At 72.0% G+C, this 23,336-nt stretch carries 22 protein-coding genes; 5 read left to right on the forward strand and 17 right to left on the reverse strand.

Going from position 1 to position 23,336, the window contains the following annotated elements; all coding sequences use genetic code 11:
* Window positions 1-232: 232 nt before the first annotated feature.
* Complete coding sequence (hrpA, locus tag ACR9E3_RS28800) at window positions 233-4,273, forward strand: ATP-dependent RNA helicase HrpA (protein ID WP_460384284.1); 4,041 nt, start codon at window positions 233-235, stop codon at window positions 4,271-4,273.
* Between the two features lie 44 nt (window positions 4,274-4,317).
* Here hrpA and ACR9E3_RS28805 read toward each other — a convergent pair whose 3' ends face one another.
* Window positions 4,318-4,614 carry a DUF3040 domain-containing protein gene (locus ACR9E3_RS28805; RefSeq protein WP_460384285.1) on the reverse strand — a complete coding sequence of 99 codons (297 nt, stop codon included), beginning with the start codon at window positions 4,612-4,614 and terminating at the stop codon, window positions 4,318-4,320.
* Window positions 4,615-4,722: 108 nt separating this feature from the next.
* On the opposite strand from ACR9E3_RS28805, the gene glsA (ACR9E3_RS28810) reads away from it, so the two are divergent.
* Genes glsA (ACR9E3_RS28810) through ACR9E3_RS28820 form a run of 3 tightly spaced genes read left to right on the forward strand, consistent with a single transcriptional unit; the run spans window position 4,723 to window position 6,970 of the window.
* Window positions 4,723-5,724, forward strand: a complete 1,002-nt coding sequence (glsA, locus tag ACR9E3_RS28810; protein ID WP_460384286.1) for a glutaminase A — start codon at window positions 4,723-4,725, stop codon at window positions 5,722-5,724.
* A gap of 42 nt (window positions 5,725-5,766) precedes the next feature.
* Window positions 5,767-6,777, forward strand: a complete 1,011-nt coding sequence (gene glsA / locus ACR9E3_RS28815) for a glutaminase A (protein WP_460384288.1) — start codon at window positions 5,767-5,769, stop codon at window positions 6,775-6,777.
* A gap of 7 nt (window positions 6,778-6,784) precedes the next feature.
* Window positions 6,785-6,970 (forward strand): DUF1707 SHOCT-like domain-containing protein, encoded by a 186-nt coding sequence (locus ACR9E3_RS28820; protein ID WP_285649116.1) that lies wholly within the window; start codon window positions 6,785-6,787, stop codon window positions 6,968-6,970.
* Here the strand turns inward: ACR9E3_RS28820 and ACR9E3_RS28825 are convergent.
* Window positions 6,939-7,802, reverse strand: a complete 864-nt coding sequence (locus ACR9E3_RS28825; protein ID WP_460384290.1) for a slipin family protein — start codon at window positions 7,800-7,802, stop codon at window positions 6,939-6,941. The two genes, ACR9E3_RS28820 and ACR9E3_RS28825, sit on opposite strands and share 32 nt — an antisense overlap.
* A 10-nt stretch (window positions 7,803-7,812) precedes the next feature.
* Window positions 7,813-7,992, reverse strand: a complete 180-nt coding sequence (locus ACR9E3_RS28830; RefSeq protein WP_285649123.1) for a PspC domain-containing protein — start codon at window positions 7,990-7,992, stop codon at window positions 7,813-7,815.
* A gap of 228 nt (window positions 7,993-8,220) precedes the next feature.
* Here ACR9E3_RS28830 and ACR9E3_RS28835 point away from each other — a divergent pair, with 228 nt between their 5' ends.
* A complete protein-coding gene (locus ACR9E3_RS28835) occupies window positions 8,221-9,156 on the forward strand; it encodes an IclR family transcriptional regulator (protein WP_460384291.1) in 936 nt (311 codons plus the stop codon).
* Here ACR9E3_RS28835 and ACR9E3_RS28840 read toward each other — a convergent pair.
* The 14 genes from ACR9E3_RS28840 to ACR9E3_RS28905 all read right to left on the reverse strand — a co-directional run bounded on the left by ACR9E3_RS28840 (window position 9,137) and on the right by ACR9E3_RS28905 (window position 23,292).
* A complete protein-coding gene (locus ACR9E3_RS28840; protein WP_460384292.1) occupies window positions 9,137-10,987 on the reverse strand; it encodes a sigma-54-dependent Fis family transcriptional regulator in 1,851 nt (616 codons plus the stop codon). The two genes, ACR9E3_RS28835 and ACR9E3_RS28840, sit on opposite strands and share 20 nt — an antisense overlap.
* A gap of 168 nt (window positions 10,988-11,155) precedes the next feature.
* Window positions 11,156-11,692, reverse strand: coding sequence for a bifunctional nuclease domain-containing protein (locus ACR9E3_RS28845; protein ID WP_460384344.1), 537 nt, complete (start codon window positions 11,690-11,692; stop codon window positions 11,156-11,158).
* 12 nt (window positions 11,693-11,704) lie between these two features.
* Window positions 11,705-11,947: a hypothetical protein gene (locus ACR9E3_RS28850; RefSeq protein ID WP_285649130.1), complete on the reverse strand. Its 243-nt coding sequence runs from the start codon at window positions 11,945-11,947 to the stop codon at window positions 11,705-11,707.
* Between the two features lie 7 nt (window positions 11,948-11,954).
* Complete coding sequence (locus tag ACR9E3_RS28855; protein ID WP_460384294.1) at window positions 11,955-12,560, reverse strand: hypothetical protein; 606 nt, start codon at window positions 12,558-12,560, stop codon at window positions 11,955-11,957.
* On the reverse strand, window positions 12,557-13,210 hold the full coding sequence (locus tag ACR9E3_RS28860; RefSeq protein ID WP_460384296.1) for a hypothetical protein: 654 nt from the start codon (window positions 13,208-13,210) through the stop codon (window positions 12,557-12,559). The genes ACR9E3_RS28855 and ACR9E3_RS28860 overlap by 4 nt, the downstream gene beginning before the upstream one ends.
* Before the next feature lie 21 nt (window positions 13,211-13,231).
* Entirely contained in the window at window positions 13,232-13,978 is a 747-nt protein-coding gene (locus ACR9E3_RS28865; protein WP_460384298.1) for an iron-sulfur cluster assembly protein, read from the reverse strand.
* A complete protein-coding gene (locus ACR9E3_RS28870; protein WP_460384299.1) occupies window positions 13,975-15,021 on the reverse strand; it encodes an amidohydrolase family protein in 1,047 nt (348 codons plus the stop codon). Before ACR9E3_RS28870 ends, ACR9E3_RS28865 begins: the two co-directional genes overlap by 4 nt.
* Window positions 15,022-15,050: 29 nt before the next feature.
* Window positions 15,051-16,079 carry an NAD(P)-dependent alcohol dehydrogenase gene (locus ACR9E3_RS28875; protein WP_460384300.1) on the reverse strand — a complete coding sequence of 343 codons (1,029 nt, stop codon included), beginning with the start codon at window positions 16,077-16,079 and terminating at the stop codon, window positions 15,051-15,053.
* A 28-nt stretch (window positions 16,080-16,107) separates the two neighbouring features.
* Window positions 16,108-17,796, reverse strand: a complete 1,689-nt coding sequence (groL, locus tag ACR9E3_RS28880; RefSeq protein WP_460384301.1) for a chaperonin GroEL — start codon at window positions 17,794-17,796, stop codon at window positions 16,108-16,110.
* 119 nt (window positions 17,797-17,915) lie between these two features.
* On the reverse strand, window positions 17,916-18,296 hold the full coding sequence (gene mimD, locus ACR9E3_RS28885) for a propane 2-monooxygenase effector subunit MimD (RefSeq protein WP_460384302.1): 381 nt from the start codon (window positions 18,294-18,296) through the stop codon (window positions 17,916-17,918).
* Entirely contained in the window at window positions 18,293-19,483 is a 1,191-nt protein-coding gene (locus ACR9E3_RS28890; RefSeq protein ID WP_460384303.1) for a ferritin family protein, read from the reverse strand. The genes mimD and ACR9E3_RS28890 overlap by 4 nt, the downstream gene beginning before the upstream one ends.
* 3 nt (window positions 19,484-19,486) lie before the next feature.
* The gene (locus ACR9E3_RS28895) at window positions 19,487-20,539 is read right to left on the reverse strand and encodes an FAD-binding oxidoreductase (RefSeq protein WP_460384304.1); all 1,053 of its coding nucleotides are present in this window, start codon (window positions 20,537-20,539) and stop codon (window positions 19,487-19,489) included.
* Window positions 20,540-20,687: 148 nt separating this feature from the next.
* Entirely contained in the window at window positions 20,688-22,340 is a 1,653-nt protein-coding gene (locus ACR9E3_RS28900) for a ferritin family protein (protein WP_285649147.1), read from the reverse strand.
* 85 nt (window positions 22,341-22,425) lie between these two features.
* Complete coding sequence (locus ACR9E3_RS28905; RefSeq protein WP_460384306.1) at window positions 22,426-23,292, reverse strand: IclR family transcriptional regulator; 867 nt, start codon at window positions 23,290-23,292, stop codon at window positions 22,426-22,428.
* Window positions 23,293-23,336: the final 44 nt, after the last annotated feature.

A 23,336-nucleotide genomic window follows, 5' to 3' on the forward strand; every position in this document is an offset into this window, starting at 1 on the left:
CGGAACGCCCTGACCCAGGCCCAGAGGTTACGTTCTGTCGACCACGACAGCCACATGACTCACTCGTACGGCCTAGTATTGGTTTCGCTGCGTGACCAGAACGGCCGGGAACAGCGCAGCGCGCGCCGGCGCTGACAATGGAGTCGAGGCCGCCGGTCGACACACGCAGACTGTCGAGGCCGCCACACCACCCGTCATCACACCCACCGTCCCACCAGGAGGAGACCGCCCGGTGCCCGCTGCCACCGATCGCGCGACCGCCGTCGAGGCGGACCTGGGTGCCCGCGTCGGCGCCCTCGGGCCCGCGGACGCGCACCGGCTGCGGCGGCGCCTCGCCGGCGCGGAGCGCATCGACGACACCACCCGGCGCGCGGGCACCCTCGAGAAGATCGCGGGCGACGTCACCGCCGCCGAGGAGCGCCTCGGGCGACGTCGGGCGTCGGTCCCGTCCGTCACCTACCCCGCGGACCTGCCGATCACCGAGCGCGTCGGCGACATCCGGGCCGCGCTCGAGCAGCACCAGGTGGTCGTCGTCGCCGGGGAGACCGGCTCGGGCAAGACCACGCAGCTGCCGAAGATCGCCCTCGAGCTCGGGCGCGGGGTGCTCGGCACGATCGGGCACACCCAGCCCCGCCGGATCGCGGCCCGCACCGTGGCCGAGCGCGTGGCCGAGGAGCTCGGCACCACCGGCACCGACACGGTCGGCTACCAGGTCCGCTTCACCAGCCGGGCGAGCGAGGACACGCTGGTCAAGCTCATGACCGACGGCATCCTGCTCGCCGAGATCCAGCAGGACCGGCTGCTGCGCCGCTACGACACGCTGATCATCGACGAGGCGCACGAGCGCAGCCTGAACATCGACTTCCTGCTCGGCTACCTCGCCCAGCTGCTGCCCCGCAGACCCGATCTCAAGGTGATCATCACCTCGGCGACGATCGATCCCGAACGCTTCAGCAGGCACTTCGGCGACGCGCCGATCGTCGAGGTCTCCGGCCGCACCTACCCGGTCGAGATCCGGTACCGGCCGCTCGTCGACGAAGAGGGCGACCAGCGCGACCAGGTCGACGGCATCGTCGACGCGGTCGACGAGCTGCGGCGCGAGGGACCGGAGGGCGACGTCCTCGTGTTCCTCTCCGGCGAGCGAGAGATCCGTGACGCGGCCGACGCGCTGCGCGAGCACGCCGAGCAGGCGCACGTCGAGGACCTGGACGTGCTCCCGCTCTACGCGCGCCTGTCCGCGGCCGAGCAGCATCGCGTCTTCGAGCCCGCGACGGGTGGCCGGCGGCGGGTCGTGCTCGCCACCAACGTCGCCGAGACGTCGCTGACCGTCCCCGGCATCCGCTACGTCGTCGACCCGGGTCTCGCGCGCATCTCGCGGTACTCGCGGCGGACCAAGGTGCAACGCCTGCCGATCGAGCCGATCTCGCAGGCGTCGGCGACCCAGCGCGCCGGGCGGTGCGGGCGCGTCGCCGACGGCATCTGCATCCGGCTCTACGCGGAGTCGGACGTCGACGCCCGCCCGGAGTTCACCGACCCCGAGATCCAGCGCACCAACCTCGCCTCGGTGATCCTGCAGATGGCGGGCGCGAAGCTCGGCCCGATCGAGGACTTCCCGTTCGTCGACCCGCCCGACCGGCTCGCGGTCCGCGACGGCGTCCGGCTGCTCACCGAGCTGGGCGCGCTGGTCAACGGCGACGCGACGCGGCTGTCCGACACCGGGCGGCGGCTCGCGCGCCTGCCCGTCGACCCCCGCATCGCGCGGATGGTGCTCGCGGCCGACGAGCTGGGCTGCCTGCACGAGGTCACGGTGATCGCGGCCGGGCTCTCGGCGCAGGACCCGCGGGAGCGGCCGGCGGAGAAGACGGACGAGGCCGACGCCGCCCACGCCCGGTTCACCGACCCGCGCTCGGACTTCCTGTCCTGGGTGCACCTCTGGGAGCACGTGCGCTCGGGGCGCCGAGAGCTCTCGTCGAACCAGTTCCGCAAGCGCTGCCAGGCGGAGTTCCTCAACTTCCTGCGCATCCGCGAGTGGCAGGACCTCGCCGCACAGCTGCGCCAGCTCGGCGACGAGCTCGGGCTCACGCGCAACGAGCCGTCGCCGGAGATCACCAAGGATCTCGCGCAGCGCGTCCACCAGGCGCTGCTCACCGGCCTGCTCTCGCAGATCGGGCTGGCGCAGGAGCCCCCGAAGGACCCGAGGACGGGGAAGCCGCGGAAGCGCGCGTTGATCGAGTACGAGGGCTCCCGCGGCGCGCGGTTCGCGATCTGGCCGGGCTCGACCGTCGCCAAGCGGCCGCCGACGATGGTGATGGCCGCCGAGCTGGTGGAGACCTCGCGGCTCTGGGCCCGCACGGTCGCCGGTGTCGACCCGGCGTGGGTCGAGGCGGCCGCGGGCGAGCTCGTCACCCGCACCCACTCCGAGCCGCGGTGGTCGAAGCGCCGCGGCGCCGCGGTGGCCACCGAGCGCGTGTCGCTGTTCGGCGTCCCTCTGGCCATGGACCGCACCGTCGACTACGCGCGGATCGACCCCGAGGTCTCGCGCGACCTGTTCCTCCGCCACGCCCTCGTCGCGGGCGAGTGGAACACCCGCCACGCGTTCGTCACGCGCAACCGCGAGCGCCTCGAGCAGGTCGCCGAGATGGAGCGTCGCGCCCGCCGCGAGCTGGTCGTCGACGACGAGACGATCGTGGCGTTCTACGACGCGCGGGTGCCCGCCGACGTGGTCTCGGTGCGCCACTTCGACCGGTGGTGGCAGAAGGCGTCACGCCGCGACCCGCACCTGCTCGACCTCGACCCGGCGGCGCTGCTGGCCGGGGAGGCGCCGACCGCCGAGCAGTACCCGGACACGTGGACCTCGGGCGGGCTGACACTGCCGCTGTCGTACGCCTTCGCGCCCGGGGACGAGAGCGACGGCGTGACGGTGACGGTGCCGCTGGCGGTGCTCGGGCAGGTGCGCGCGGAGGACCTCGCGTGGCAGGTGCCGGGCCTGCGCGAGGAGATGCTGACCGCGCTGGTGCGCTCGCTGCCCAAGAACCTGCGGCGCTCGCTGGTACCCGCGCCGGACTCCGCGCGCGCCCTGCTGGCGCGCCTGGCCCACGACGGGCGGCCGAAGGCCGACGAGCCGCTGCTGCCGGCGCTGTCGGACGCGGTGCGCCGGCTCTCGGGGCTCGACGTCCCCGTCGACGCGTGGAACGTCGCCGGCCTGCCCTCGCACCTGCGGCTGACGTTCAGGGTGACCGACGACGCGGGCGGCAGCGACGCGGAGCGCAGCGGAGCCGGCGCCGAGCGGGTGGTGGCGGAGGGTCCCGACCTCGGCGCCCTGCGCCGGCGGCACGCCGCGGCGACGAGGGCGGCCGTGGCGGCGGTCGCCGACGGCGCCGAGCGCCGGGGGCTGACGTCGTTCGCGGAGATCGGCGAGCTGCCGCGCACCCGCGAGCAGCGCCGCGCCGGCGGCACCGTGACCGCGCACCTCGCGCTGGTCGACACCGGCCGAGCGGTCGACGTGCGGGTGTTCGACTCGGCGCTCGAGGCCCGCGACGCGATGCGCGCCGGGACCCGCCGGCTGCTGCGTCTCGCGCTGTCGTCGCCCGCGCGCTCGCTGGTGCGCTCGCTCGACAACCGCGCGGTGCTGCGGCTGCGCGGGGCGATGAGCACCGGCGGCTACCGCGACGTCGACGCGCTCGCCGAGGACTGCGTGGACGCCGCGATCGACGCGCTCGTCGCCACCGGGGGCGGGCCGGCGTGGGACCCGGCCGCGTTCGAGACCCTGCGCGGCCACGTCGCCGCGCGCCTGCCCGCCGCGGCCGCCGAGGTGCTCTCGCGCGCCGAGACCGTGCTCGGCGAGGCCGGGCGGGTGGAGCTCGCGCTCCAGGAGCTCGCCCAGCGCCCGGGCGGCACGCTGGGCGCGGCGCTCGACGACGTCCGCGAGCAGCTGCGCGTCCTCGTCGGCGACCGCTTCGTCGCGCGCACCCCGGTCGCGCGCCTGCCCGACGTCGCCCGGTACCTGCGCGCGGCGCAGAAGCGGCTGGAGAAGCTCCCGACCGCCCCGCGCCGCGACGCGGAGGCGACCGCGACGGTGCACGAGGTGGAGGGCGCCTACAGGGCGCAGCGCCACCGCGCGGCCGGCGAACCGCGGACCTTCGACGCCGACGCGTACGACGCGGTCGGCTGGATGGTCCAGGAGCTGCGCGTGAGCCTGTTCGCCCAGGAGATCGGCACCTCGGGGCCCGTCTCCGTCCAGCGCATCACCCGGGCCCTCGCCAAGCTCACGTGAGCGAACTTTGGTGCCATAGCACCAAAGTTCGCTCACGTAGGGGGTCAGCCGGGGGGCAGGTCGCCCTGGCGCAGGGCCCAGGCGACGAGGACGGCGGGGACGACGACGAGCACGAGGGTCGCGACGGCGGCCAGGACGAACACGCCCGGGACGAGCAGCAGGGCCACGCCGATGACCGCGAGGCCGGCGACGACGAGCCAGGGCGAGAAGCGGGTCCGACGGCCGCGCAGGCGGCGGGCGAAGCCGGGGTCCGCGGCGGTCTCGTGGGCCGCGAGGCGGTCGAGCGCCACCCGCTCGCGGTCGGTCAGGGCGGAGGGTCGGGGCTCGGGCAGGCTTTCCATGGCAGACCTCGGATGCGTCGTCGACGTCGTTGTCGAACGCCGACGAGGATGCCCCGGATCCCCCCCGCGGCGCATCCACCAGGTGGGAGGGAGGCAGGATGCCCGCCCGTGGTGAGCGACGCCGAGGAGGCACTGGTCCAGGAGCAGCTCGAGCAGCTGCACGACCACCACGCCGAGGCGCACGAGGACGACATCGTCTCGATCGCCCTGCCCGCGGCGGACGGCGAGGAGGACGTCTTCGGGCTCGCCGGCACGTCGGTCGACGGGACCCAGTGGACCGTCGGCGACTGCGAGTTCCGCTTCGCCCTGCAGTCGATCTCGAAGGTCGTGACGTACGCGCTCGCGCTCGAGGACAACGGGCGCGAGACGACCCTGCGCCACGTCGGCGTCGAGCCCTCCGGCGACCCGTTCAACTCGATCACGTTCGACGACGAGCACCAGCGCCCGCACAACCCGATGATCAATGCGGGCGCCCTCGTGGCCGCCTACCTGGTGCACGGTGACACCGCCGAGGAGAAGGTCGCGCGGATCCTCGCGCGCCTGCGGGCGTTCACCGGCGTGCCCGACCTCGAGGTCGACACCGATCTCCTCGCCGACCAGCTCGCCGCCGCGGACCGCAACCTCGCGATCAGCTACCTCATGCGCTCGCTCGGCATGATCGCCGGCAGCATCGAGGACAACCTGCTCGTCTACCTCTCGATGTGCTCGGTGCGGGTCACGACGTGCGAGCTCTCCGCGCTCGGGGCGACCCTCGCGAACGGGGGCCGCAACCCCGTCACCGGCGAGCGCGCGCTCGACGCGACCCACGTCCGCGACGTCGTCAGCGTGATGATGACCTGCGGCATGTACGACGCGGTCGGCGAGTGGACCACCGACGTCGGCATCCCGGCGAAGAGCGGCGTCTCCGGCGGGATCGTCGCGGTCATGCCCGGGCGCCTCGGGATCGCGACGTTCTCGCCCGGTCTCGACGCCCACGGCAACTCGGTGCGCGGGCAGGCGGTGTTCCGGGAGCTCTCGGCCCGGTACGGACTGCACATGTTCGCCACGCCCGACCAGACGCGCTTCGGCCGCCTCCGGCGCACCGGCGGTCCGCGACTCACCCGCGCCTGACGGGCTCCCCACGCCGGGCCGGTCGCGGCAGAATCCGACGACGTGGCGGCCTCCGGCGAACCCGAGCTGATCCGGACGCAGCTCGACGAGATCCACGAGCGGTTCCGGACGTACGGCACCGACGAGGTCGTCAGCTACTACCCGCCCGAGGCGGAGGCCGACGGCGCGCTGTTCGGGGTCGCCGGCACCAACGTGCGCGGCATGCAGTGGCAGGCGGGCGACTGCTCGGTCCCGTTCCCCCTGCACTCGGTGTCCAAGGTCTTCACCTACGGGCTCGCGCTGGAGGACAACGGGGCCGCGGAGACCCTGCGCCGGGTCGGCGTCGAGCCCTCCGGCGACCCGTTCAACTCGATCACCTTCGACGAGGCGCACCACCGGCCCTACAACCCGATGATCAACGCGGGCGCGCTGGTCGCCGCGGATCTCGTGGCGGGCCGCGACGTCGACGAGAAGGTCGACCGCATCCTCGAGCGCTACCGCGCGTACGCCGGCAACCCCGGCCTCGCCGTCGACCAGCGGATCCTGCGCCAGCAGCTGCGCAGCAACGACCGCAACCTCGGGCTCTGCTACATCATGCGCTCGCTCGGCATGATCACCGGCGACATCGAGGAGGTCGTCGAGACCTACCTGTCCGCGTGCTCGATCACGGTGACCGCGGCCGACCTCAGCGTCATGGGCGCCACCCTGGCGAACGGGGGGACGAACCCGCTGACGGGCCACCGGGCCGTTCCCCGCGAGCACGTCCGCGACATCGTCAGCGTGATGATGACCTGCGGCATGTACGACGCCGCCGGTCAGTGGGCCAACGACGTCGGCATCCCGGCCAAGAGCGGGGTCTCCGGCGACATCGTCTGCGTGCTGCCCCGGTACTTCGGGTTCGGCGTGTACTCCCCCGGGCTGGACGTGCACGGCAACTCGGTGCGCGGGGTCGCGCTGTGCCGCGAGCTGTCCGCGACCTTCGGCCTGCACGTGTTCGCCGACCCCGAGGACGCGCGCTTCGGTCGGCCCGCCGTCCCGTTGTCCCCCCGCGACCCGACGGCGGGCACGGGATGATGGAGCCGTGCAGCGCGACGTCCGGGCCTCCGACGCGGAGCGGGAACTCACCGTGGAACGGCTGGCGCGCGCGGTGGGCACCGGGCGGCTGACCGTCGAGGAGTTCGACGAACGCTCGGCGAAGGCCTACGCCGCCCGCACGCGCAGCGAGCTCGCGGCCCTCACCGAGGATCTCCCGGGTCATCTCTGGTAGCCGCGTCGTCGCCCGCCTCGACCTCCGGTGGCGGCGGTGGCGGCGGCGGCGGTGTCGGGGTCGGGGTCGGGGTCGACACCGGGGCGTTCTCGAAGAACCGCAGCAGCTCCACCGGCAGCGGCATGACCAGCGTCGAGTTCTTGTCCGACGCGACGTCGGTGACGGTCTGCAGGAGGCGCAGCTGCAGCGCCCCGGGCGCGGCGCTCATCCGCTCGGACGCCTGGGTGAGCTTCTCCGACGCCTCCAGCTCGGCCTCCGCCGAGATCACGCGGGCCCGGCGGTCGCGCTCGGCCTCGGCCTGCCGGGACATCGAGCGGCGCATGCCCTCGGGCAGCGCGATGTCCTTGATCTCGACACGGTCGATGGCCACGCCCCAGTCCTCGGTCGGCGCGTCGATGACCGCCTTGAGCTCCGAGTTGATGGCCTCCCGGTCGGAGAGCAGCGTGTCGAGGTCGGCGCGGCCGATGACCGAGCGCAGCGAGGTCTGGGCCACCTGCGACGTCGCCCGCAGGTAGTCGTCGACGTTGACCACCGCGCGCACCGGGTCGTTGACGCGGAAGTAGACGACGGCGTCGACGCCGATCGTCACGTTGTCCCGCGTGATGGCGTTCTGGGACGGCACGTCGAGCACCGTCGTCTGGACCGGCACCTTCCGCATGCGGTCCGCGAACGGGACGATCACCCGCAGACCGGGCTGGCGGACGGCCGGCAGCAGCCGGCCGAACCGCAGCACGACCCCGCGCTGGTACTGCTGCACGGCCTGCACCGACGCGCTCACCGTGACCAGGGCGAGCACCACGACCACGATCAGCGCGACGAGCAACGCTTCCATCGCCGACTCCCTACTGCTTCGGCATGACGACCCACAGCGCCAGGTAGATGACGAACTGCGGCCCGGGCAGCAGGCACGAGAGCACGAACAGCACCCGCACCAGGTTCGCCGAGACACCGAAGCGCTGCGCGAGCCCCGCGCACACCCCGGCGATGACCGCGTTGTTCCTCGGCCTGGTCAGCGTGGCCATGACGCCTCCGATCTCCTCGCCCCCGGGCCCGTCCCGAGGGTTCCCCGGGACCGACACTCCTCCAACGTGCGGGGCGCCGCCTACGTGCCCGACCCGGACATTCGCCGGGGAAACCCCGATCGCCGGGGTCCGGGCGGGTCGGGGGAGATCGCCCACACGGGGGTCGGAGCCCGAGGTCGTCCCACATTGAGACAGGCATCACGACGCATTGGCCCTACGTTGAGCCTCGTGGACGACGACGGAGTGCCCGCGGGAGGCGGCGCGCGGTCCCTGAAGACCGCGGCGACGGTCCTGCGCGCGCTGCGCCTGCTCGGTGACCACCCGGCGGGCCTGTGCGCGGCGGAGCTCGCCACGTGCCTGGGCAAGAGCGCCGCGACCGCCCGCTACATGATCAACACCTTGTGCGACGCCGGCTACGCCGAGCGCGACGGCTCCGGCCGCTGCCGCCTCACCGACGCGCCCCCGTGGGGCTCGTGGGGCGCCGAGGAGAAGACGCTGAGCCCGGTGCCCGGCGACCCCGACCCCGGCGCCGTGCTCGCCGAGGCCACCACCGAGCTCTACCGCCGCACGCGGCAGCGCTCCTATCTCGTCCGCCGCACAGGGACCCTGGTGGCAGCGGTGACCGACTCCCGCGGCCACCAGGGTCTCGCCAAGCTGCCCGGTCTCGGCACCCACGTGCCGCCGCACCACGCCCACGCGCTGGCCATGACCAAGGTGCTGCTCGCGGTGTCGCCCTCCTACCGCGAGGCGATCGAGGCCGAGCCCCTGCAGGCCCTGACCCCGACGACGCTCACCGACCTGGACGATCTGCGCGCCGACCTCGCCGACGTCGGCGAGTCCGGTGTCGCGCTCGACCGCGAGGAGTACGCCGAGGGCTTCTGCACCATCGCGGCGCCCGTGGTGTCGCCCTCCGGGTCGTCGACGGTCGCGGTCGGCCTCTCGTGCTCCGCGCGCCGCCTCGCCCTCGACGAGGACGAGCTGGTCGACGCCGTCCGCGAGGTGGCGCGGCGAGCCAGCGCGCAGTGGGCCGGGGAGAACCGGGCCCGTCCCGTGCCGGCCGTCCCCACGGTGCGCGACGCCGTCGAGGCGTCGGGCCTCCCCGTGTCGACGCCCGACGGCGTCGACGAGTCCCTGGTCGGCGGGCTCAGCGGCCCACGTCGGTGATGCCGAAGGCGCGCAGGCGCCGGTAGAGCGTCGCCCTGCCGATCCCGAGCGCGGCCGCGGCCTGCGAGCGGTTGCCGCCCGCCTCCACCAGCGCGGACACGATCAGGTCGCGCTCGGCGGTCTCCAGCGGCGTCAGCCGCCGGCGCGTGCCGCTCACCGCGAACTCGGCGGGTAGGTCGGCGGGTTCGACGTCCCCGGCCGGGCGGGCGGCCAGCGCCCGGCGCAGGACGTCCGCGAGCTGCGTGACGTTGCCCGGCCACCGTGCGCCGGCGAGCAGCGCCGCGGTCTCCGTGGTGCAGGAGGCGCGCCGCGACGGAGCGAGACGGGTGAGCAGCGCGGCGGCGATGAACGGGACGTCGTCCGGGCGCCGGCGCAGCGGCTCGATCAGCACCGAGGTCGCGAACCCCGCGAGGACGTCGCCGACCGCGCCCTGCTCGGGCGCCCGGTCGGCGGTCACGATCCCGACGACCCACCACGTGGACGGGACCTCGCCGAGCAGCGCGGTGAGCGCGCCTGCCCCGGCCGCGTCGAGGGCCTCGGTGTGCCGCACGGCGACGGTGACGGGTCCGGCGTGGGGGTCGGATGCCTCGGCCGCGTACCCGCCGAGGGTGACGGCGGCCTCCGGGTCGGAGCCGTCGACGGTGACCCACCGGGCGTGGGGGCGCAGTTCGCCGTGCACGGCCCGGACCGCGGCGGCCTTGCCGACGCCCGGCTCCCCGAGCACGACGGTGCTGCGCGCGGAACCCGCGGCGAGGCGCAGGGACGCGGCCGCGGACCGCCACGGCCGGGAGTTGCCGGCGAGCCCGGGCAGCGGCCGGTCCGCGGCCGGCGGGGGTGCGGGCATCTCGGCCCCGCGCGAGGCGGTGGCCGGGGGCGTGGCCGCGGGCAGCATGATCGGGGGCGGGTCGTCGGCGTGCGCCAGGCGCAGGTTGCTGCGGCTGGGGACGACCTCGACGACCACGCCGGACGGGCGTTCCGAGGGCACCGGCGTGATGAGCAGGCGGGCGGGCCCGTCCGCGAGCAGCACGCGGTCCTGGTGGGCCCGGGCCCCGTAGCCCAGCTCGAGAGCCCGCATCGTGATGCGGTCCTGGTCGGCGGCCGAGAGCAGGCGAGCCGGCCGATTGGCCATCACGAGGTCGTCGGTGAGCGCGAGCACCGGCCCGCGGGCGCGCGCACAGGTGGCGCGGAACGCGGCCATCACCCGCCGGATGCCGACGCCGCCGCGCTCGCGCAGCACGTCCTCGATGTCCGTCGCGGCCTGCTGGGCGAGGAACCGCATGAGGTCGTTGGCCTCGGCGCGCAGGCACGTGACGTCGAGGATCCCGGCCAGGCCGCCGTCGGGCCCGCGCACGGGCGCGCCGGCGCACGCGAAGGCCTGCAGGCGCTCGCTGAAGTGCTCGGCGCCCACGACCAGGGCCGGCATCGCGCCCTCGAGGGACGTGCCCACGCCGTTGGTGCCCGCGAACTCCTCGGCGTACGAGAAGCCCGGGGCCAGCGAGATCGCGTCGAGGCGGCGCTGCAGCTCGCCCTCGCCGACCCGCCGCTCGAGCACCCGGCCGTCGGCGTCGGTGAGGACGACGGCCACGGACATCCCGGAGAGCCGCTCGGCGAGGTCGTCGAGCACCGGACGGGCGCAGTTCGCGAGGCTGCCGTCGAAGTCGAGGTCCGGCTCGTAGGGCAGCGCGAGGTGGGTGGCGTCGACGCCGGCGCGCCGCGAGCGCTCCCAGGAGTCGACGATCTCGGGCCGGACGACACCGCGGGCACTCACCGAGCCCTCGTCGACGAAGTGTTCGCGCGCGCGACCGAGGGCGCTCTGGGCGCGTCGGTCCATGGGCCACCTCGCCATCTCCCACCACGCCGAAGTGATGGTTAACACGGCATCGTACGGCCCGAACGGCCTCCGCAGGGACCTTCGACTGTCTCGGATCGAGACGACCGGCGACGCGATGTCGCAGGTCAGGGCCGGTCGGGCCTCGGCCGGCCGGGGCTCACCGGGGGCTCACCCGGGACTTCGGCCCGGATCTCGGCCCTCGCCGCCGTCCGGCGGCCGGGCGAAGTCCTGCGCGGTGGCCTCCTCGAGGAACTCCCGCATCTGCTCCACCTGCTCCGCGGCCTCGCGGGCGGGCTCCGGGCGGTCGCCCCCGAGCTCGGAGAACGACTGGCCCACCGCGTCGAGCACGGCGTCCGCCACCTCGATGCGCAGGCCCTCCCGCACGGCCACCGCGAGCACGTCGCTGGGGCGCCCGGGCAGGCGGGTGCCGTCGTCGAGCACCAGCTCGGCCTTGAACCGGTCGTCCACGAGGTCGACGATCTCGCCCCGGTCCAGGCGGCGGCCGAGGAGGCCGGCGAGCTCGGCGAGCAGGTCCTGGGTCATCCGGTCGTCGTCGGTCGGCTCCGCGGAACGGGGCCCGCGGTCGATCACCTCGGCCTGCGGTGCGCGCACCGAGACGACGAGACACCGGTCGGCGTCCTCCTCGACCAGCAGCGCGAGCGGCTCGCGGGTCATCCGGTGCACCACGAGCCGCGCGAAGCGCATCGCGACCACGGCTCAGCTCCGTGACTCGTCGGACTCGAACGCGGCCCGCAGCTTGGCGAGGTCGTCCTTCACGCGCACCGCGTCCTGCCCCTCGCCCCACGACGGGTCCCCGGGCTCGATGCCGAGCGAGCGCAGCAGCTCGGAGGCCGCCTGCGACGGGTCGCCGGACTCGCCGAGCACGGGGTGCAGCCCCTTCTCCGCGAGGTGGGAGAAGACGAGGTTGACCACGGTCCACGGGTTGTACTTCTCGATCACTCCGAGATCACTCCCCGTCGCCGGGCACGTCGGTGAGCTCCACCTCGTCCAGCGTCTCGAGCTCCGCCGGGCTGAGGCTGCGCACGCCCTCCAGGACGGTCCCCTGGTGCTCGGCGATCCGCCGGTCGACGAGCTGGGAGAGCTGGTAGGCGATCGCCCCGGTCTGGTGCACCGAGATCGTGTCGGGCAGGTCCTGGCGGGTCGAGGTGATGGCGACGCCCTGCGGGGTGCCGTCGACGACCGCGACCCCGACCTCGAACGACTCGCGCGGGTTGACCGCGGGGTCGGCGTAGTGCTTCTTGAGCTGGCGCAGCATCTTGTGCCAGCCGAGCACCTCGCCCTCGAGCTCGAGGCCCTGGACGTCGTCCTCGGTGAGCCCCATGCCCCGTCCGCCCGGCGTGAAGCAGCGGGCGTACGACAGCAGCGCGGTGGTCCACAGCGACTCGACGACCACCGGGTCCGGCTCGGGGACGTTGAGCTGCGGGACGAGCCGCTCGCAGCACAGGAGCACGGTCTGCAGGTCGTCGAAGATCGCGGCGAGGTCGGCGAGCGCCGACGCGGCCGGCGATCCGACCCTCCGGACGGTGCGCGGGGTCTCGCTGGGCGCGGTCATGCGCACAGCTCCTCTCTGCCGGTCCGGGGCGCGGGGATGCCGCGCCGGGCGCCGGTGTCGGGGACGGGCTCGGGGGCGTCCTCGTCGGGCACCTCGTCGAGGACGAGGTCGAGGACGCTGTCGAGCAGGGCGACGAGCGCGATGTCGCGCTCGGGGGACTGCGGAGGGCCGGACACGGCCAGCAGGGCGTGCAGCGCCGCGACGAGCTCGTCGAGCGCGGCGAGGCCGCACCCGACCGCGGCCCAGCGCGGGAGCCCGCGGGCCAGCCGACGGGGGACGAGCACGCCCCACACCCGCCGGGACCGGCGGGCGCGGGCGAGCCGCCGGGTCGCGACCGGATCACCCGGGCGCAGCGCCAGCACCGCCTCGGCACCCAGCGCCACCAGGCGCCAGGTCAGCGCCGGGTCGTCGCTGTCGGCGCGGGCCAGCGCCTCGGCCCGGCGTGCCAGCCGCGCCCGCCCCGCCGGCGAGCAGCGGTCATTGACCTGGGTGGCCAGCGCCGCGACGGCGGGGTGGGTGCACCGGGGCCACGCCCGGAACGGCTCGCCCGCGAGCACCGAGACGTGCTCCATGAGGCAGCGGCCGGATCCGGGGTCGTCGTGGTTGCCGGCGTCGAGCCGGACGGGATCCCCCACCGGGTCACACGGCATGGCGGGCGTTCCCTCCTCGCGCTAGTCCTCGGGCGCCGCGACCGGGCTCGCGAGCCCGTAGCGGGCCGCGAGCTGGCCCCGGCAGATGCTGGTGTTGGCGTCGACCCCGACCTGGTACGAGCGCGCCTTGCGCAGGTGCAGCGGCAGGGCCTCGAGCCCGACCGTCCGCCCGACCGGGTCGACCACGAGCGGGGCGTCGTCGTCGGCGGCGATGCCGAGCTCGCGCCGCCGCGCACGCAGCCGTGTCAGGTCCCCGCTCTCCGGGGCGTCGCCGAGGGTCATCGCCGCGACGTCCTCGGGCGTCGCGCCGGCGCGCATCAGCGGCCGGACGACGAGGTCGGTGCCGGCGAGCATCGCGCGCTCGGTGAAGCTGCGCCGGAGGTCGTGCAGCTCCTCGACCGCTTCGCCGACCTCGGTGCCGGCCATCGAGTGCACGAAGCCCGCCCGCGCCGCGACGCCGGCGTTGATGGCGTCGGAGGCGAAGTGGTCGATGAGCGTGACGTCGACGTCGGCGAGCCCCGGGACCTGCGACACCGCGTCCCACGCATCGGCGACCATGAGGAACGCGAAGTTCGGGGCACAGAAGTAGGTGGGCAGGCGCAGGCGCACGTGGGCGACGGGGCCGGGCTCCTCGTCGGAGACCCGGCATTCGGCGACGAAGTCGAGCGAGACGACGTCGGCATCGAGCTCGGGGTCGCGCACGGTGCGCAGCGCCTCCCACACCCCGCCGGCCAGGGTGACCGGCGGGGTGTCGGAGGTGAGCGTCATGCCTGGGCCACCTCGCGCTCGTCGACGAGCTGGGCGCCCTCACCCTCGGTGATCCGGCACTCGGCCGGCACCTCGATGTCGTACAGCTTCGCGGCGTTGAGACCGAGGATCTTCTTCTTGCCGTTGGTGTCGAGCCGCGGGTAGTCGGCGAACTGGTCGTCGTCGGGCATCGACCAGTCGACGAGACCCTCGATCTGCCACTTCGGTTCCCAGATGTTGTAGTCGGAACCGAAGGTCATCTTGTCCTCGCCGACCCAGAACAGCAGCTCGCCCATGACCTTGGCGAAGAACTTGGGACGGGCGTGCATGAGGCCGCCGATGACCACGGACAGGCCGGCGTAGACGTTGGGCTCCTGCGTCGCCATGAAGCAGAAGTCCTCGATGCGCGGCAGGCCGACGTGCTCGACGATGAAGTTCAGACCCTGGAAGTCGGTGGCCGCGTGGTCGACGTCGGAGACGTCGAACGCGTCCTTGTCCAGCGGCCAGATCGTCGGGCCCTTGTGCACGTGGATGTTCTTCACGCCGAGCTCCTCGGCGCGCTGCAGGAAGCGGTAGGCCTCCGGGTCGGTCAGCTTGTAGCCGCGCGAGTCACCGTTCCACTCGGCGGTGTAGAGCTTCGCGCCCTTGCAGCCGAACTTCCGCACGTTCTCCTCGAACTCGCGCATGCCGGCGTCGCCGTCGCGCGGGTCGAAGCGCGTGTTCAGGATGAACTTGCCCGGGTACTTCTCGGCGAGGTAGCCGTTGCGCTCGGTGGTGTTGAAGCCGTCCTTGTACCACTCACGCAGGTACGTCGACTGGAAGATCGCGACGTCGACGTGCCCCTCCTCGAACTCCTCGCGCATCAGCTGCTCTTCGGAGACCTTCTGGAACTCCTCGAGGGGCTGGTGCGTGTCGGCGGGGCCGAGTCCCTGGTAGGCGTGGAAGCACTCGATCCAGCCCTTGGCGTACTGCTCCGCCCCCTGCACCCAGTTCTCGGGCGAGGCGTCCCAGTAGTGCATGTGGGAATCGACGATGAAGTACTTCTCGCCGTCCTTCTCGTACATGTGGTGGTGTCCTTCCTGTACTCGGCCGGCTAGGGGACGAGGATCGCCCGGCCGCGGACCTTCCCCGCGTCCAGGTCGTGCAGGGCATCCAGCGCCCCGGTGAGGGGGTACTGCGCGGTGTGGAGGGTGACCTTGCCGCTCTGGGCGAGGACCATCAGTTCCGCGAGATCGTTGTAGGTGCCGACGATGTTGCCGATGACGTTCTTCTCGCCGGCGACGAAATCGAGCGTCGGCGCCCGGAACTCCCCGCCGTAGCCGAGGTTGAACTGGTAGCCCGCGGGCCCGGTCATCTGCCAGGCCTCGAGCTCCACACCCTGCTCGGCCACGTAGTCGAAGACGACGGTGGCGCCGCCCCCGGTGAGGTCCTGCACGGCGCCGACGTGGTTGCCGTCGGCCACCACGGTCTCGTCCGCCCCGATCTGCTTGGCCAGCTCCAGCGCGGCGGGGTTCTTGTCCACCACGATGATCTTCGTGGCGGTCAGCGCGGCCAGCGCCTGGATGCCGATGTGTCCGAGGCCGCCGGCCCCGATCACGACGGCCGACGTCCCCGGGTACAGGTACGGCACCGCCTTGCGCACGGCGTGGTACGCGGTGATGCCCGCGTCGGCCAGCGCCGCCACGTCCGCCGGGTTGGTGTCCGGGTTCAGCTTCACGCAGGCGCGGGCGGTCGTCCGGAGGTACTCCGCCATCCCGCCGTCGTTGTTGGACAGGCCCGGGAAGAAGGCGTCCCCGGTGCACTGCATGTCCCGCCCCGCCCGGCAGGCGAGGCAGAGCCCGCAGGAGGGCTGCGGGTGCAGGATCACCGTGTCGCCGGGGCGGACGTTGGTGACGGCGTCACCGACCTCGTGCACCCAGCCCGCGTTCTCGTGCCCGATCACGTAGGGCAGTTCGGGGTTCTGGATGTCCGCCCAGTCGCCGTCCACGATGTGCAGATCGGTGCGGCACACACCGGCGCCGCCGATCTTGACGATGACGTCGAGCGGCCCCTGGAGCTTGGGCTCCGGGATGTCGTCGATGCTCGGGTCCTGCTTGTACCCATGCACCCGCACGGCCTTCACGATGAGCTCCTCTCGGTGGTCACGGTGGTCACCCCATGGACGGGCCGAGGCCCATCGACTGGGGCGTGCTCGAGTCGGGCGCAGGCTGCGGCAGGCCCTCGTCGAGCTGGCCGAACTCTGTCATGAGGGACTTGTTCCAGGGGGTCTGTTCCTCGGCGACGAGCGAGTTCGTCGTGAGGATCAGACCGGCCACCGAGGCGCCGTTCTGGAGCGCGGAGCGCACCACTCGCAGCGGGTCGATGATGCCGAGCTCGACCATGTTGCCGAAGCGGCCCTCGAGGGCGTCGAAGCCCTCGTCGACCCCCAGGTCGCGGGCCTGCTTGACGACGTCGCCGCCCTCGTAGCCCGCGTTCGTGGCGATGAGGTTGGCCGGCTCGGACAGCGCGGCGCGCACGATCTCGGCGCCGATGCGCCCGTCGCCGGTGAGTCCGTCGAGGTTGCCCAGCGCCGCCTCGGCGTGCAGCAGGGCCGCGCCGCCGCCGGCGACGATGCCCTCGGCCATCGCCGCGCGGGTCGCCTGCAGGGAGTCGTCGACGCGGTGGCGGACCTCCTTGAGCTCCGCGTTCGTCGGCGCGCCGACCTCGAGGATCGCGGCCTTGCCGGAGAGCCGCGCGATGCGCTCGGAGAACCAGTCCTCGTCGGTGCCGATCGTCGCGCGGTCGAGCTCGGCGCGCAGCTGCTGGACGCGCGTCTCGCGGGCCGCCGGGTCACCGAGCCCGCCGATGATCGCGGTCTGCTCGCTGGTGGCGCGGACCTGGGTCGCGCGGCCGAGGTGCTCGGCGCCCATCTGCTCGAGCGAGAACGCCGACGCCTTGGAGTAGACCTTGCCGCCGCACAGCGCCGCCATGTCCTCGAGGAGGTGCACGCGCTTCTCGCCGAAGCCCGGGGCCTGGATCGCGGTGACCTTGAGGTGCCCGTTGACGTGGTTGTGCACGAGCATCTGGAGGGCCGAGCCCTCGACCTTCTCGGCGACGATCACGAGCGGCCGCGGGTCGCGCATGATCCGCTCGAGCACCGGCATCAGGGAGCGGACGTCGGTGATCTTCTCGGCCGAGAAGAGGATGTAGGGGTCGTCGAGGACGGCCAGCATGGAGCCGGGGTCGGTGACGAGGTACGGCGAGACGTAGCCGTTGTCGAACTCGAAGTCCTCGACGAAGTTCACGTGCAGGCCCAGCATCGGGCCGTCGTCGACGGTGATGACGCCGTCGTCGCCCACCGTGTGCAGGGTCTCGGCGACCACGCGGCCGATCGAGTCGTCGTCGTTCGCCGAGATCGCGGCGACGCGCGAGAGCGCCTCGACGTCGTCCACGGGGTGCGCGACCGAGGCGAGGTGGTCGACGACGCGGGCGACCGCCGCGTCGATCCCGCGCTTCACGAGCACCGGGTTGCCGCCCTGGCCGATGGCCTTGAGGCCCTCGCGGACGATCGCCTGGGCGAGCACGGTCGACGTGGTGGTGCCGTCACCGACCACGTCGTTGGTCTTGACGGCGGCCTCCTTGAGGACCTGCGCGCCCATGTTCTCGAACTGGTCGCGCAGGTAGATCTCCCGCGCGATCGTCACACCGTCGTTCGTGACCTCCGGGGTGCCGGTGATCTTCTCGAGGATGACGTTGCGTCCCTTGGGCCCGAGCGTCGATTTGACCGCTTCGGCGAGCTGGTCGACTCCAGCCTGGAGAGCCCTGCGCGCGTCGGCGCCGAATCGCAGTTCCTTGGCCATGTCCTCACTTCTCCGGTGCTCTGGGGCGCGAACGGGGAGTCAACGGTTCTGTCACGAACGGCACCGGGTCGTCGCACGTCCACCCCGTGCGGACGTGCGACGACCCGAGAGCCGGCGTCCTACTTGTTCACCACCGGAGGCAGCATGTCGCCGATGAACTCGGCGGCCTCCTCCAGATTCCCGAACATGATCGTCCGGTCATCCATGTGGATCATCTTCCCGTAGTGGGTCGACATGTTCTCCTCGAACTCGGCGGCGTTGTAGAAGTCGGGCTCCTCGCCGAGCGCCTCGGAGATGTCCGCGTAGACGAAGTCCATGCGGCCCTGGCAGTCCACGCGGATCATGGACGGCAGGTGCTTGACCGTCACGTTGTCCTGGCGGTCCATCACCTCCGCCACGACCACGCCGACCTGGTTGTTCATCAGCGTCACGCCGGCCATGCCGGACTCGGTGTTGTCCTGCTTGAACGGGCTCTCGGCCGTCTTGAAGCTCCTGGTCACTGGTTCAGCTCCTTCGGGGGCTCGAGTCCGAGGTCGGAGAGGATGCCGGCGAAGCGGCTCTTGGCGCGGTCGAGGCTGTCCTCGAATCGGGGGGGCTTGGCGTCGGGCTGCGACCACAGCGGCTGCATGGTGCGGGCCGCCTCGAGGCACTTCGGCACCCACTTGGCCAGCCAGCTGTTGAACAGCTGCTTGTTGTGGTCCGCGAACTCGCGGTCCTGGGTGAGCGGGGCGAAGGCGGCGACGGTCCAGCGCAGGTCACGCTGGGCGAAGTCGTACTCGCCGGCGCCCATCACGGTGGGCGTCACGTAGTCGCCGTTGCCGGCGGCCGACTGCATGACCAGGTTCGAGCGGAAGAGCTCGCCGAGCAGGGGCTCGAAGACGATGTTGGTAGCGAAGATCATCTCGCCCCAGTCGTCCTCGATCGCGGTGATCTCCTCGACGACCTTGCGGACGCCCTGCCACTCGGCGTCGGAGTTCCAGGCCGCCGTGTGCGCGGAGCCGTCGAAACCCTCGATCTCCTCGCTGAGGGTGAGGTTGTACAGCGCCAGGTCCTGCGCGAAGCGGATCTTGTGCTCGCTGTTCACGACCATCGCCGTGTTGTGCATGTTCGTCGGGCCCGAGCGGTTGCAGCCGGCGAACACGTACAGCCCGAGGATGTGCTCGATGTGCATCCAGGCGCCGACGTTGCGCTCGACGAAGCGGACCCAGTTCTGCGTCCACTGCTCGAAGGCCTTGGCCTGGCGGGCGTTCTCGACGTTCTGGGTGACCTGCCGGACAACGTTGGCGTTGTTCCGGTACATCGTGAGTTCCCACTCTTCGTTGGGATCACGGAACTCGTGCCAGCCGTGGGCAGGCCAGTCCTGGACCGGCTTGCCGCCGGAGCCGGGGCCGCGCTCGGGCTCGGGGTTGTCGACGCCCCACGCCTTGAGCTTGGTCCAGTTCAGGGGGTAGCCGCGGGAGCCGTCGGCGAAGCCGTAGATCCAGCCCTGGGAGAGGTAGTGGCGGGGGTCCGGCTGGACCTCGACCGTCACGTCCTCGTAGTGGGTCTGCTTGCGCTTCGCCGGCTTGAAGTAGTTGTAGCGCCGGGCGCCGGGCCCGGAGTCGGGGAACTCCTTGGCGCCCGCCTCCGCGTCGGTGAAGACGGGCTTCGGAACGCTCCGCTCTGGACGTTCTTCGGTGCTTGTCATGGGTTAGCCCTCGTCCTCCGGCTCTCCAGTGGTGGTGAACTTGTCGTAGTAGATGTGCTGCTCGTCCATTCCGCGCTGGGTCAGCAGGGCGATTGCCGCATCCACCATCGGCGGCGGCCCGCACACATACGCATCCATCCCTTCCAGCCCCGGCTCGTTCGCCCGGACGACCTCGGTGATGAGGCCCGTCTCGCCGTCCCAGTCGTCGCCGTCGTGCTCGGAGAGCGCGGGGACGTACTTGAAACCGGGGATCTTCTCCTCGAGGGCGTGCAGTTCGTCCTCGAAGCACAGGTCGGCCTTCGTGCGGGCGCCGTAGTACAGGCGCGCCTTGCGCTCGCCGTCCTTCTCCGCGAGGGCCCGCAGGAGACCGAGCAGCGGGGCCATGCCGGCGCCGCCACCGATGAAGACGATGTCCGAGGTCCGGTTCTCCCGGAGGGTGCAGGTCCCGAACGGGGCCTCCACCTCGATGCGGTCGCCGACCGCCACCTTGTTCTCCAGGAACTGCGAGAACGCGCCGTCCGGGTAGATCTTGATGACGAACTCGAACACGCCTTCGCGGTTCGGGAGGTTGGCCATCGAGAACGACCGGACCTCGCCGGTGTCCGGCACCGTCAGGTCCATGTACTGACCGGGGAAGAACTTGATGTCCTCGCCGGCCACCTGCTTCACCACCAGGTGGCGCATGTCCTTGGTGACCGGCTCGTTGGACACCACCTCGACGGTGCCTTTCCGCAGCGGGAGGCCACTCCGGATGATCTCCTCGTCGTAGTTGAGGAGCTCGATCACGAGATCGTCGTAGGCGTGGGCGCGACAGAGGAGCGTCTGCCCCTCCTCGCGCTCCATGTCCGGCAACGCGAAGGTCGAGTACTTGTCGAGATCGATGTCGTCGACATCGCCCTCGAGGACGAACGACTTACAGGCGGCGCACTGGCCCTCCTTGCAGCCGTGCATCAGTTGCAGACCCTGCTCTGAGGCGGCTCGCAGGATCGTCTGGTCCTCGTCGACCTCGATCTCGATGCCCACCGGTTCGAAACGGACCCGGTGCTTGTCACCCATCGATGGCTTCTCCGTTCGGGAGCTAGATGCCGAAATCCGGGCAAATCGGTCAGAAATGCCCGGACGAGGGCGTGAGGGATCGAGGGGGGCCGGTGTGACCCGGCCCCCCTCTCACCTCACCGTGCTGGTCTGGACCAGCCGGCCACTGCTAGCTGGTCGCGTCGGCCGGACGTCCGGCCGGGCCCTGGCGGTTGTAGTCCGCCACGAAGGCCTCGCGGTCCGCGTCGCTCATCTCGTTGAGGATGACGTTGGGGCTGGCCACGTGCGGCATGCGCCGCAGGTGGTCGAGCGTCCACATCTTCTTCGGGTCGAGATCGAGGTGCGGCTGCGCCGTCATGGTCTTGCCGTCGTCGCGGACGAAGCCCATGTCGGAGACCACGTCGGCCCAGTTCCAGCCGTGGTACAGCGTCTCCCACTCGCGGTGCCCGACGAGCTTGCCCATGTTCGGGGTCTCGCGGCCCTGGTAGGTCGGGCGGAACGCCTCGGCGTCCGTCCAGCGGCAGGCCTCGTGGCAGTACGTGCGCCACTGGCCGTCCACCTTGTCGACGACCATGTCCTCGCGCACCAGGCAGGGGACCATGCAGGTCCAGCAGCGGTGCGGGTACACGTAGTCGACGTCCTCGGCGACGATCGGGTGGTGACCGTTCGGCTTCGCCAGACGGTTGTAGTTCTCCCACCACTTGCCGTACTTGTCGTACCAGCCCGGGTACTTGTACTCGAACCACTCGAAGTCTTCGTCGGTCATGCCGTCGATGCGCCAGTAGTTCGCGAGCCACCCGGTGGCGAAGAACTGCGCGACCTCGTGGACGTAGCCCTTGTTCCAGATCTGGTTCCAGGACTCCTCGACCAGGTCGTGCGGGATCACGAGGCCGTACTTCTCGAGCGGCAGCAGGTACGCCCGGTAGTAGTCGTCGTAGATCCAGCGGCGCCACATCTCGGCGTAGGACTCACGGTCCTTGCGCCGGTCCTTGGTGCCGTACTCGATGAACGTGCCGATGGCGGCGTCCACCACGCGGTGGTTGTTCCACCACGCGTAGCGCAGGTCGCGCTCGAGCAGCTGGCGGTTGTCCTCGTCCGACAGCGCCATCAGCAGCGTGGCGTAGCCGTTCGAGATGTGCCGCGACTCGTCGGACTGGACCGAGTGGAACACCGTGGGCAGCAGGTAGTCACCGTTGGCCGCGGCCTCGGCCGGCATGGCCACGAACAGGGTGTTCGTGAACGCCGTCTCGGCGACGATCGTGAGGTAGATGCTGGCCGCGGTGATCGCGTCACCGGTGATGAAGCCCTCGGCGAACTGACGGCCGATGGTGCCGCAGTAGTCCGAGTGGAAGTTCCGGAGGGTGTTGTTGAAGCCCGCCGGGTCGATGTAGTTGTTCATGTACAGCCGCTTGAGGTTCTGCTGGATCGTGCTGTGCCGAACCTCGTCGATCATCTGGATCGCCTGGCCGTTGTGCAGCTCCGGGTTCGGAACCGCCTGGAACAGCATCGGCATCGACCGTGCGGCCGAGATCTCCGGCAGTGGGATGATCGAGAGGAACAGCTTCTGCCACTCCAGCCAACGCTCCTGGACCTGGCGGAACATGTTCCCGCGGATCGCCCCGTCGGAGGCGCCGTACACGCGGTTGTCCTTCTCCTCCTGCATGGGGAAGTAGGACCGGAGGACCTGCTTGAGCGGGTCCTTCTTGGCCGCCTTACGGAACGTGTAGTCCGTCCCGTACTTCATGTACGGCTCGTGGTACTGCGGCTCCCAGGAAAGTTCCTGGATCTTCTGGTGAGCCTTCGCCAAACTCTGACGGCTCATCTTCTTCTCCTTGTGGAGTTCCAGCTCGGCGTACGGGGTTCCGCAGCCGTGGTTCGTGGTGGTGTGGCCGGGCGTCGCGGGGGTGTCAGTTCCCCCGGGGGACGGGATCGGCCGGCAGCGGTGGCGGGAGGTCCCGGTCGGACTCCAGCCAGCCGCGTGTCGCGGTGCTCGCGACGTCGCGGACGGCGCTCGTGAGCTCGTCGGCGTCGGTCGCGAACTTCCGCGCCGGGGTCGAGATCGCGATGCTGGCCGCGACCTGCCCGTCCGGCGCGAAGATCGGTGCCCCGATGCAGCAGAAGCCCTCGGCGTACTCCTCGCGGTCCACCGCGTAGCCGCGCCGGCGGACCCGGGCGAGCTCGAGCTCGATCGCCGGGGTGCTCGTGATCGTGGTGCCCGTGAACGCCGCGAGGTCGCCCCGCGTCGTCATGAGCGCGGTGCGTGTGCCGGACGAGGCGATGAGGGCCTTCGTCACGGCGAGCGCGTGGGCGGAGGCGAGCGGGATCCGCTCGGCGAGGTCGGGGATGCGCGCCAGGCCCTGGTGGCCGCGCGCGTCCACGATCACCGTCGCGTCGTCGTCCTCCCACCGCGCGAGGTACGTGCGCTGGCGGGTGCGCCAGTAGAGCTCGGTCACCGCGTCCGAGAGGCGCTCCGGGAGCTCGTAGCGGGAGTACTCGTCGTGTGCCTCGGACTCGCCCCAGGACTCGCCCCACGGCGGGGTCTCCTGCAGCCGGAACGTGCCGGCCTGACGGTCGCGGACCGCGAAGCCCTCCTGGCACAGCGTGTTGAGGAGGTAGCGCGCGGTCGCGGTGCTCTTGCCGAGCTCGGCGGCGAGCGCCTCGGCGGTGACACCGCCGTCGGCGGCGCCCAGGAAACGCAGCGCCGCCAGCGCCTCGGCTGCGGTCTTCAGGGAGCGGCCCCCGCCGACACCGCGGCCGTGGCGCGGTTCGATCATGGTGCCTCCTCCCCGTCGTCGGCCCCGTCGTCGGGTGGTCCGTG

This window comes from Actinomycetospora sp. C-140, assembly GCF_054796175.1.

What these genes read in the sequence shown, in the direction of transcription:
- ACR9E3_RS28805 (WP_460384285.1), bottom strand. Translation starts at nt 4,614, where the DNA reads ATGGAAAGCCTGCCCGAGCCCCGACCCTCCGCCCTGACCGACCGCGAG.
- ACR9E3_RS28825 (WP_460384290.1), bottom strand. Translation starts at nt 7,802, where the DNA reads ATGGAAGCGTTGCTCGTCGCGCTGATCGTGGTCGTGGTGCTCGCCCTG.
- ACR9E3_RS28830 (WP_285649123.1), bottom strand. Translation starts at nt 7,992, where the DNA reads ATGGCCACGCTGACCAGGCCGAGGAACAACGCGGTCATCGCCGGGGTG.
- ACR9E3_RS28840 (WP_460384292.1), bottom strand. Translation starts at nt 10,987, where the DNA reads ATGGACCGACGCGCCCAGAGCGCCCTCGGTCGCGCGCGCGAACACTTC.
- ACR9E3_RS28845 (WP_460384344.1), bottom strand. Translation starts at nt 11,692, where the DNA reads ATGCGCTTCGCGCGGCTCGTGGTGCACCGGATGACCCGCGAGCCGCTC.
- ACR9E3_RS28855 (WP_460384294.1), bottom strand. Translation starts at nt 12,560, where the DNA reads ATGACCGCGCCCAGCGAGACCCCGCGCACCGTCCGGAGGGTCGGATCG.
- ACR9E3_RS28860 (WP_460384296.1), bottom strand. Translation starts at nt 13,210, where the DNA reads ATGCCGTGTGACCCGGTGGGGGATCCCGTCCGGCTCGACGCCGGCAAC.
- ACR9E3_RS28865 (WP_460384298.1), bottom strand. Translation starts at nt 13,978, where the DNA reads ATGACGCTCACCTCCGACACCCCGCCGGTCACCCTGGCCGGCGGGGTG.
- ACR9E3_RS28870 (WP_460384299.1), bottom strand. Translation starts at nt 15,021, where the DNA reads ATGTACGAGAAGGACGGCGAGAAGTACTTCATCGTCGATTCCCACATG.
- groL (WP_460384301.1), bottom strand. Translation starts at nt 17,796, where the DNA reads ATGGCCAAGGAACTGCGATTCGGCGCCGACGCGCGCAGGGCTCTCCAG.
- ACR9E3_RS28890 (WP_460384303.1), bottom strand. Translation starts at nt 19,483, where the DNA reads ATGACAAGCACCGAAGAACGTCCAGAGCGGAGCGTTCCGAAGCCCGTC.
- ACR9E3_RS28895 (WP_460384304.1), bottom strand. Translation starts at nt 20,539, where the DNA reads ATGGGTGACAAGCACCGGGTCCGTTTCGAACCGGTGGGCATCGAGATC.
- ACR9E3_RS28900 (WP_285649147.1), bottom strand. Translation starts at nt 22,340, where the DNA reads ATGAGCCGTCAGAGTTTGGCGAAGGCTCACCAGAAGATCCAGGAACTT.
- ACR9E3_RS28905 (WP_460384306.1), bottom strand. Translation starts at nt 23,292, where the DNA reads ATGATCGAACCGCGCCACGGCCGCGGTGTCGGCGGGGGCCGCTCCCTG.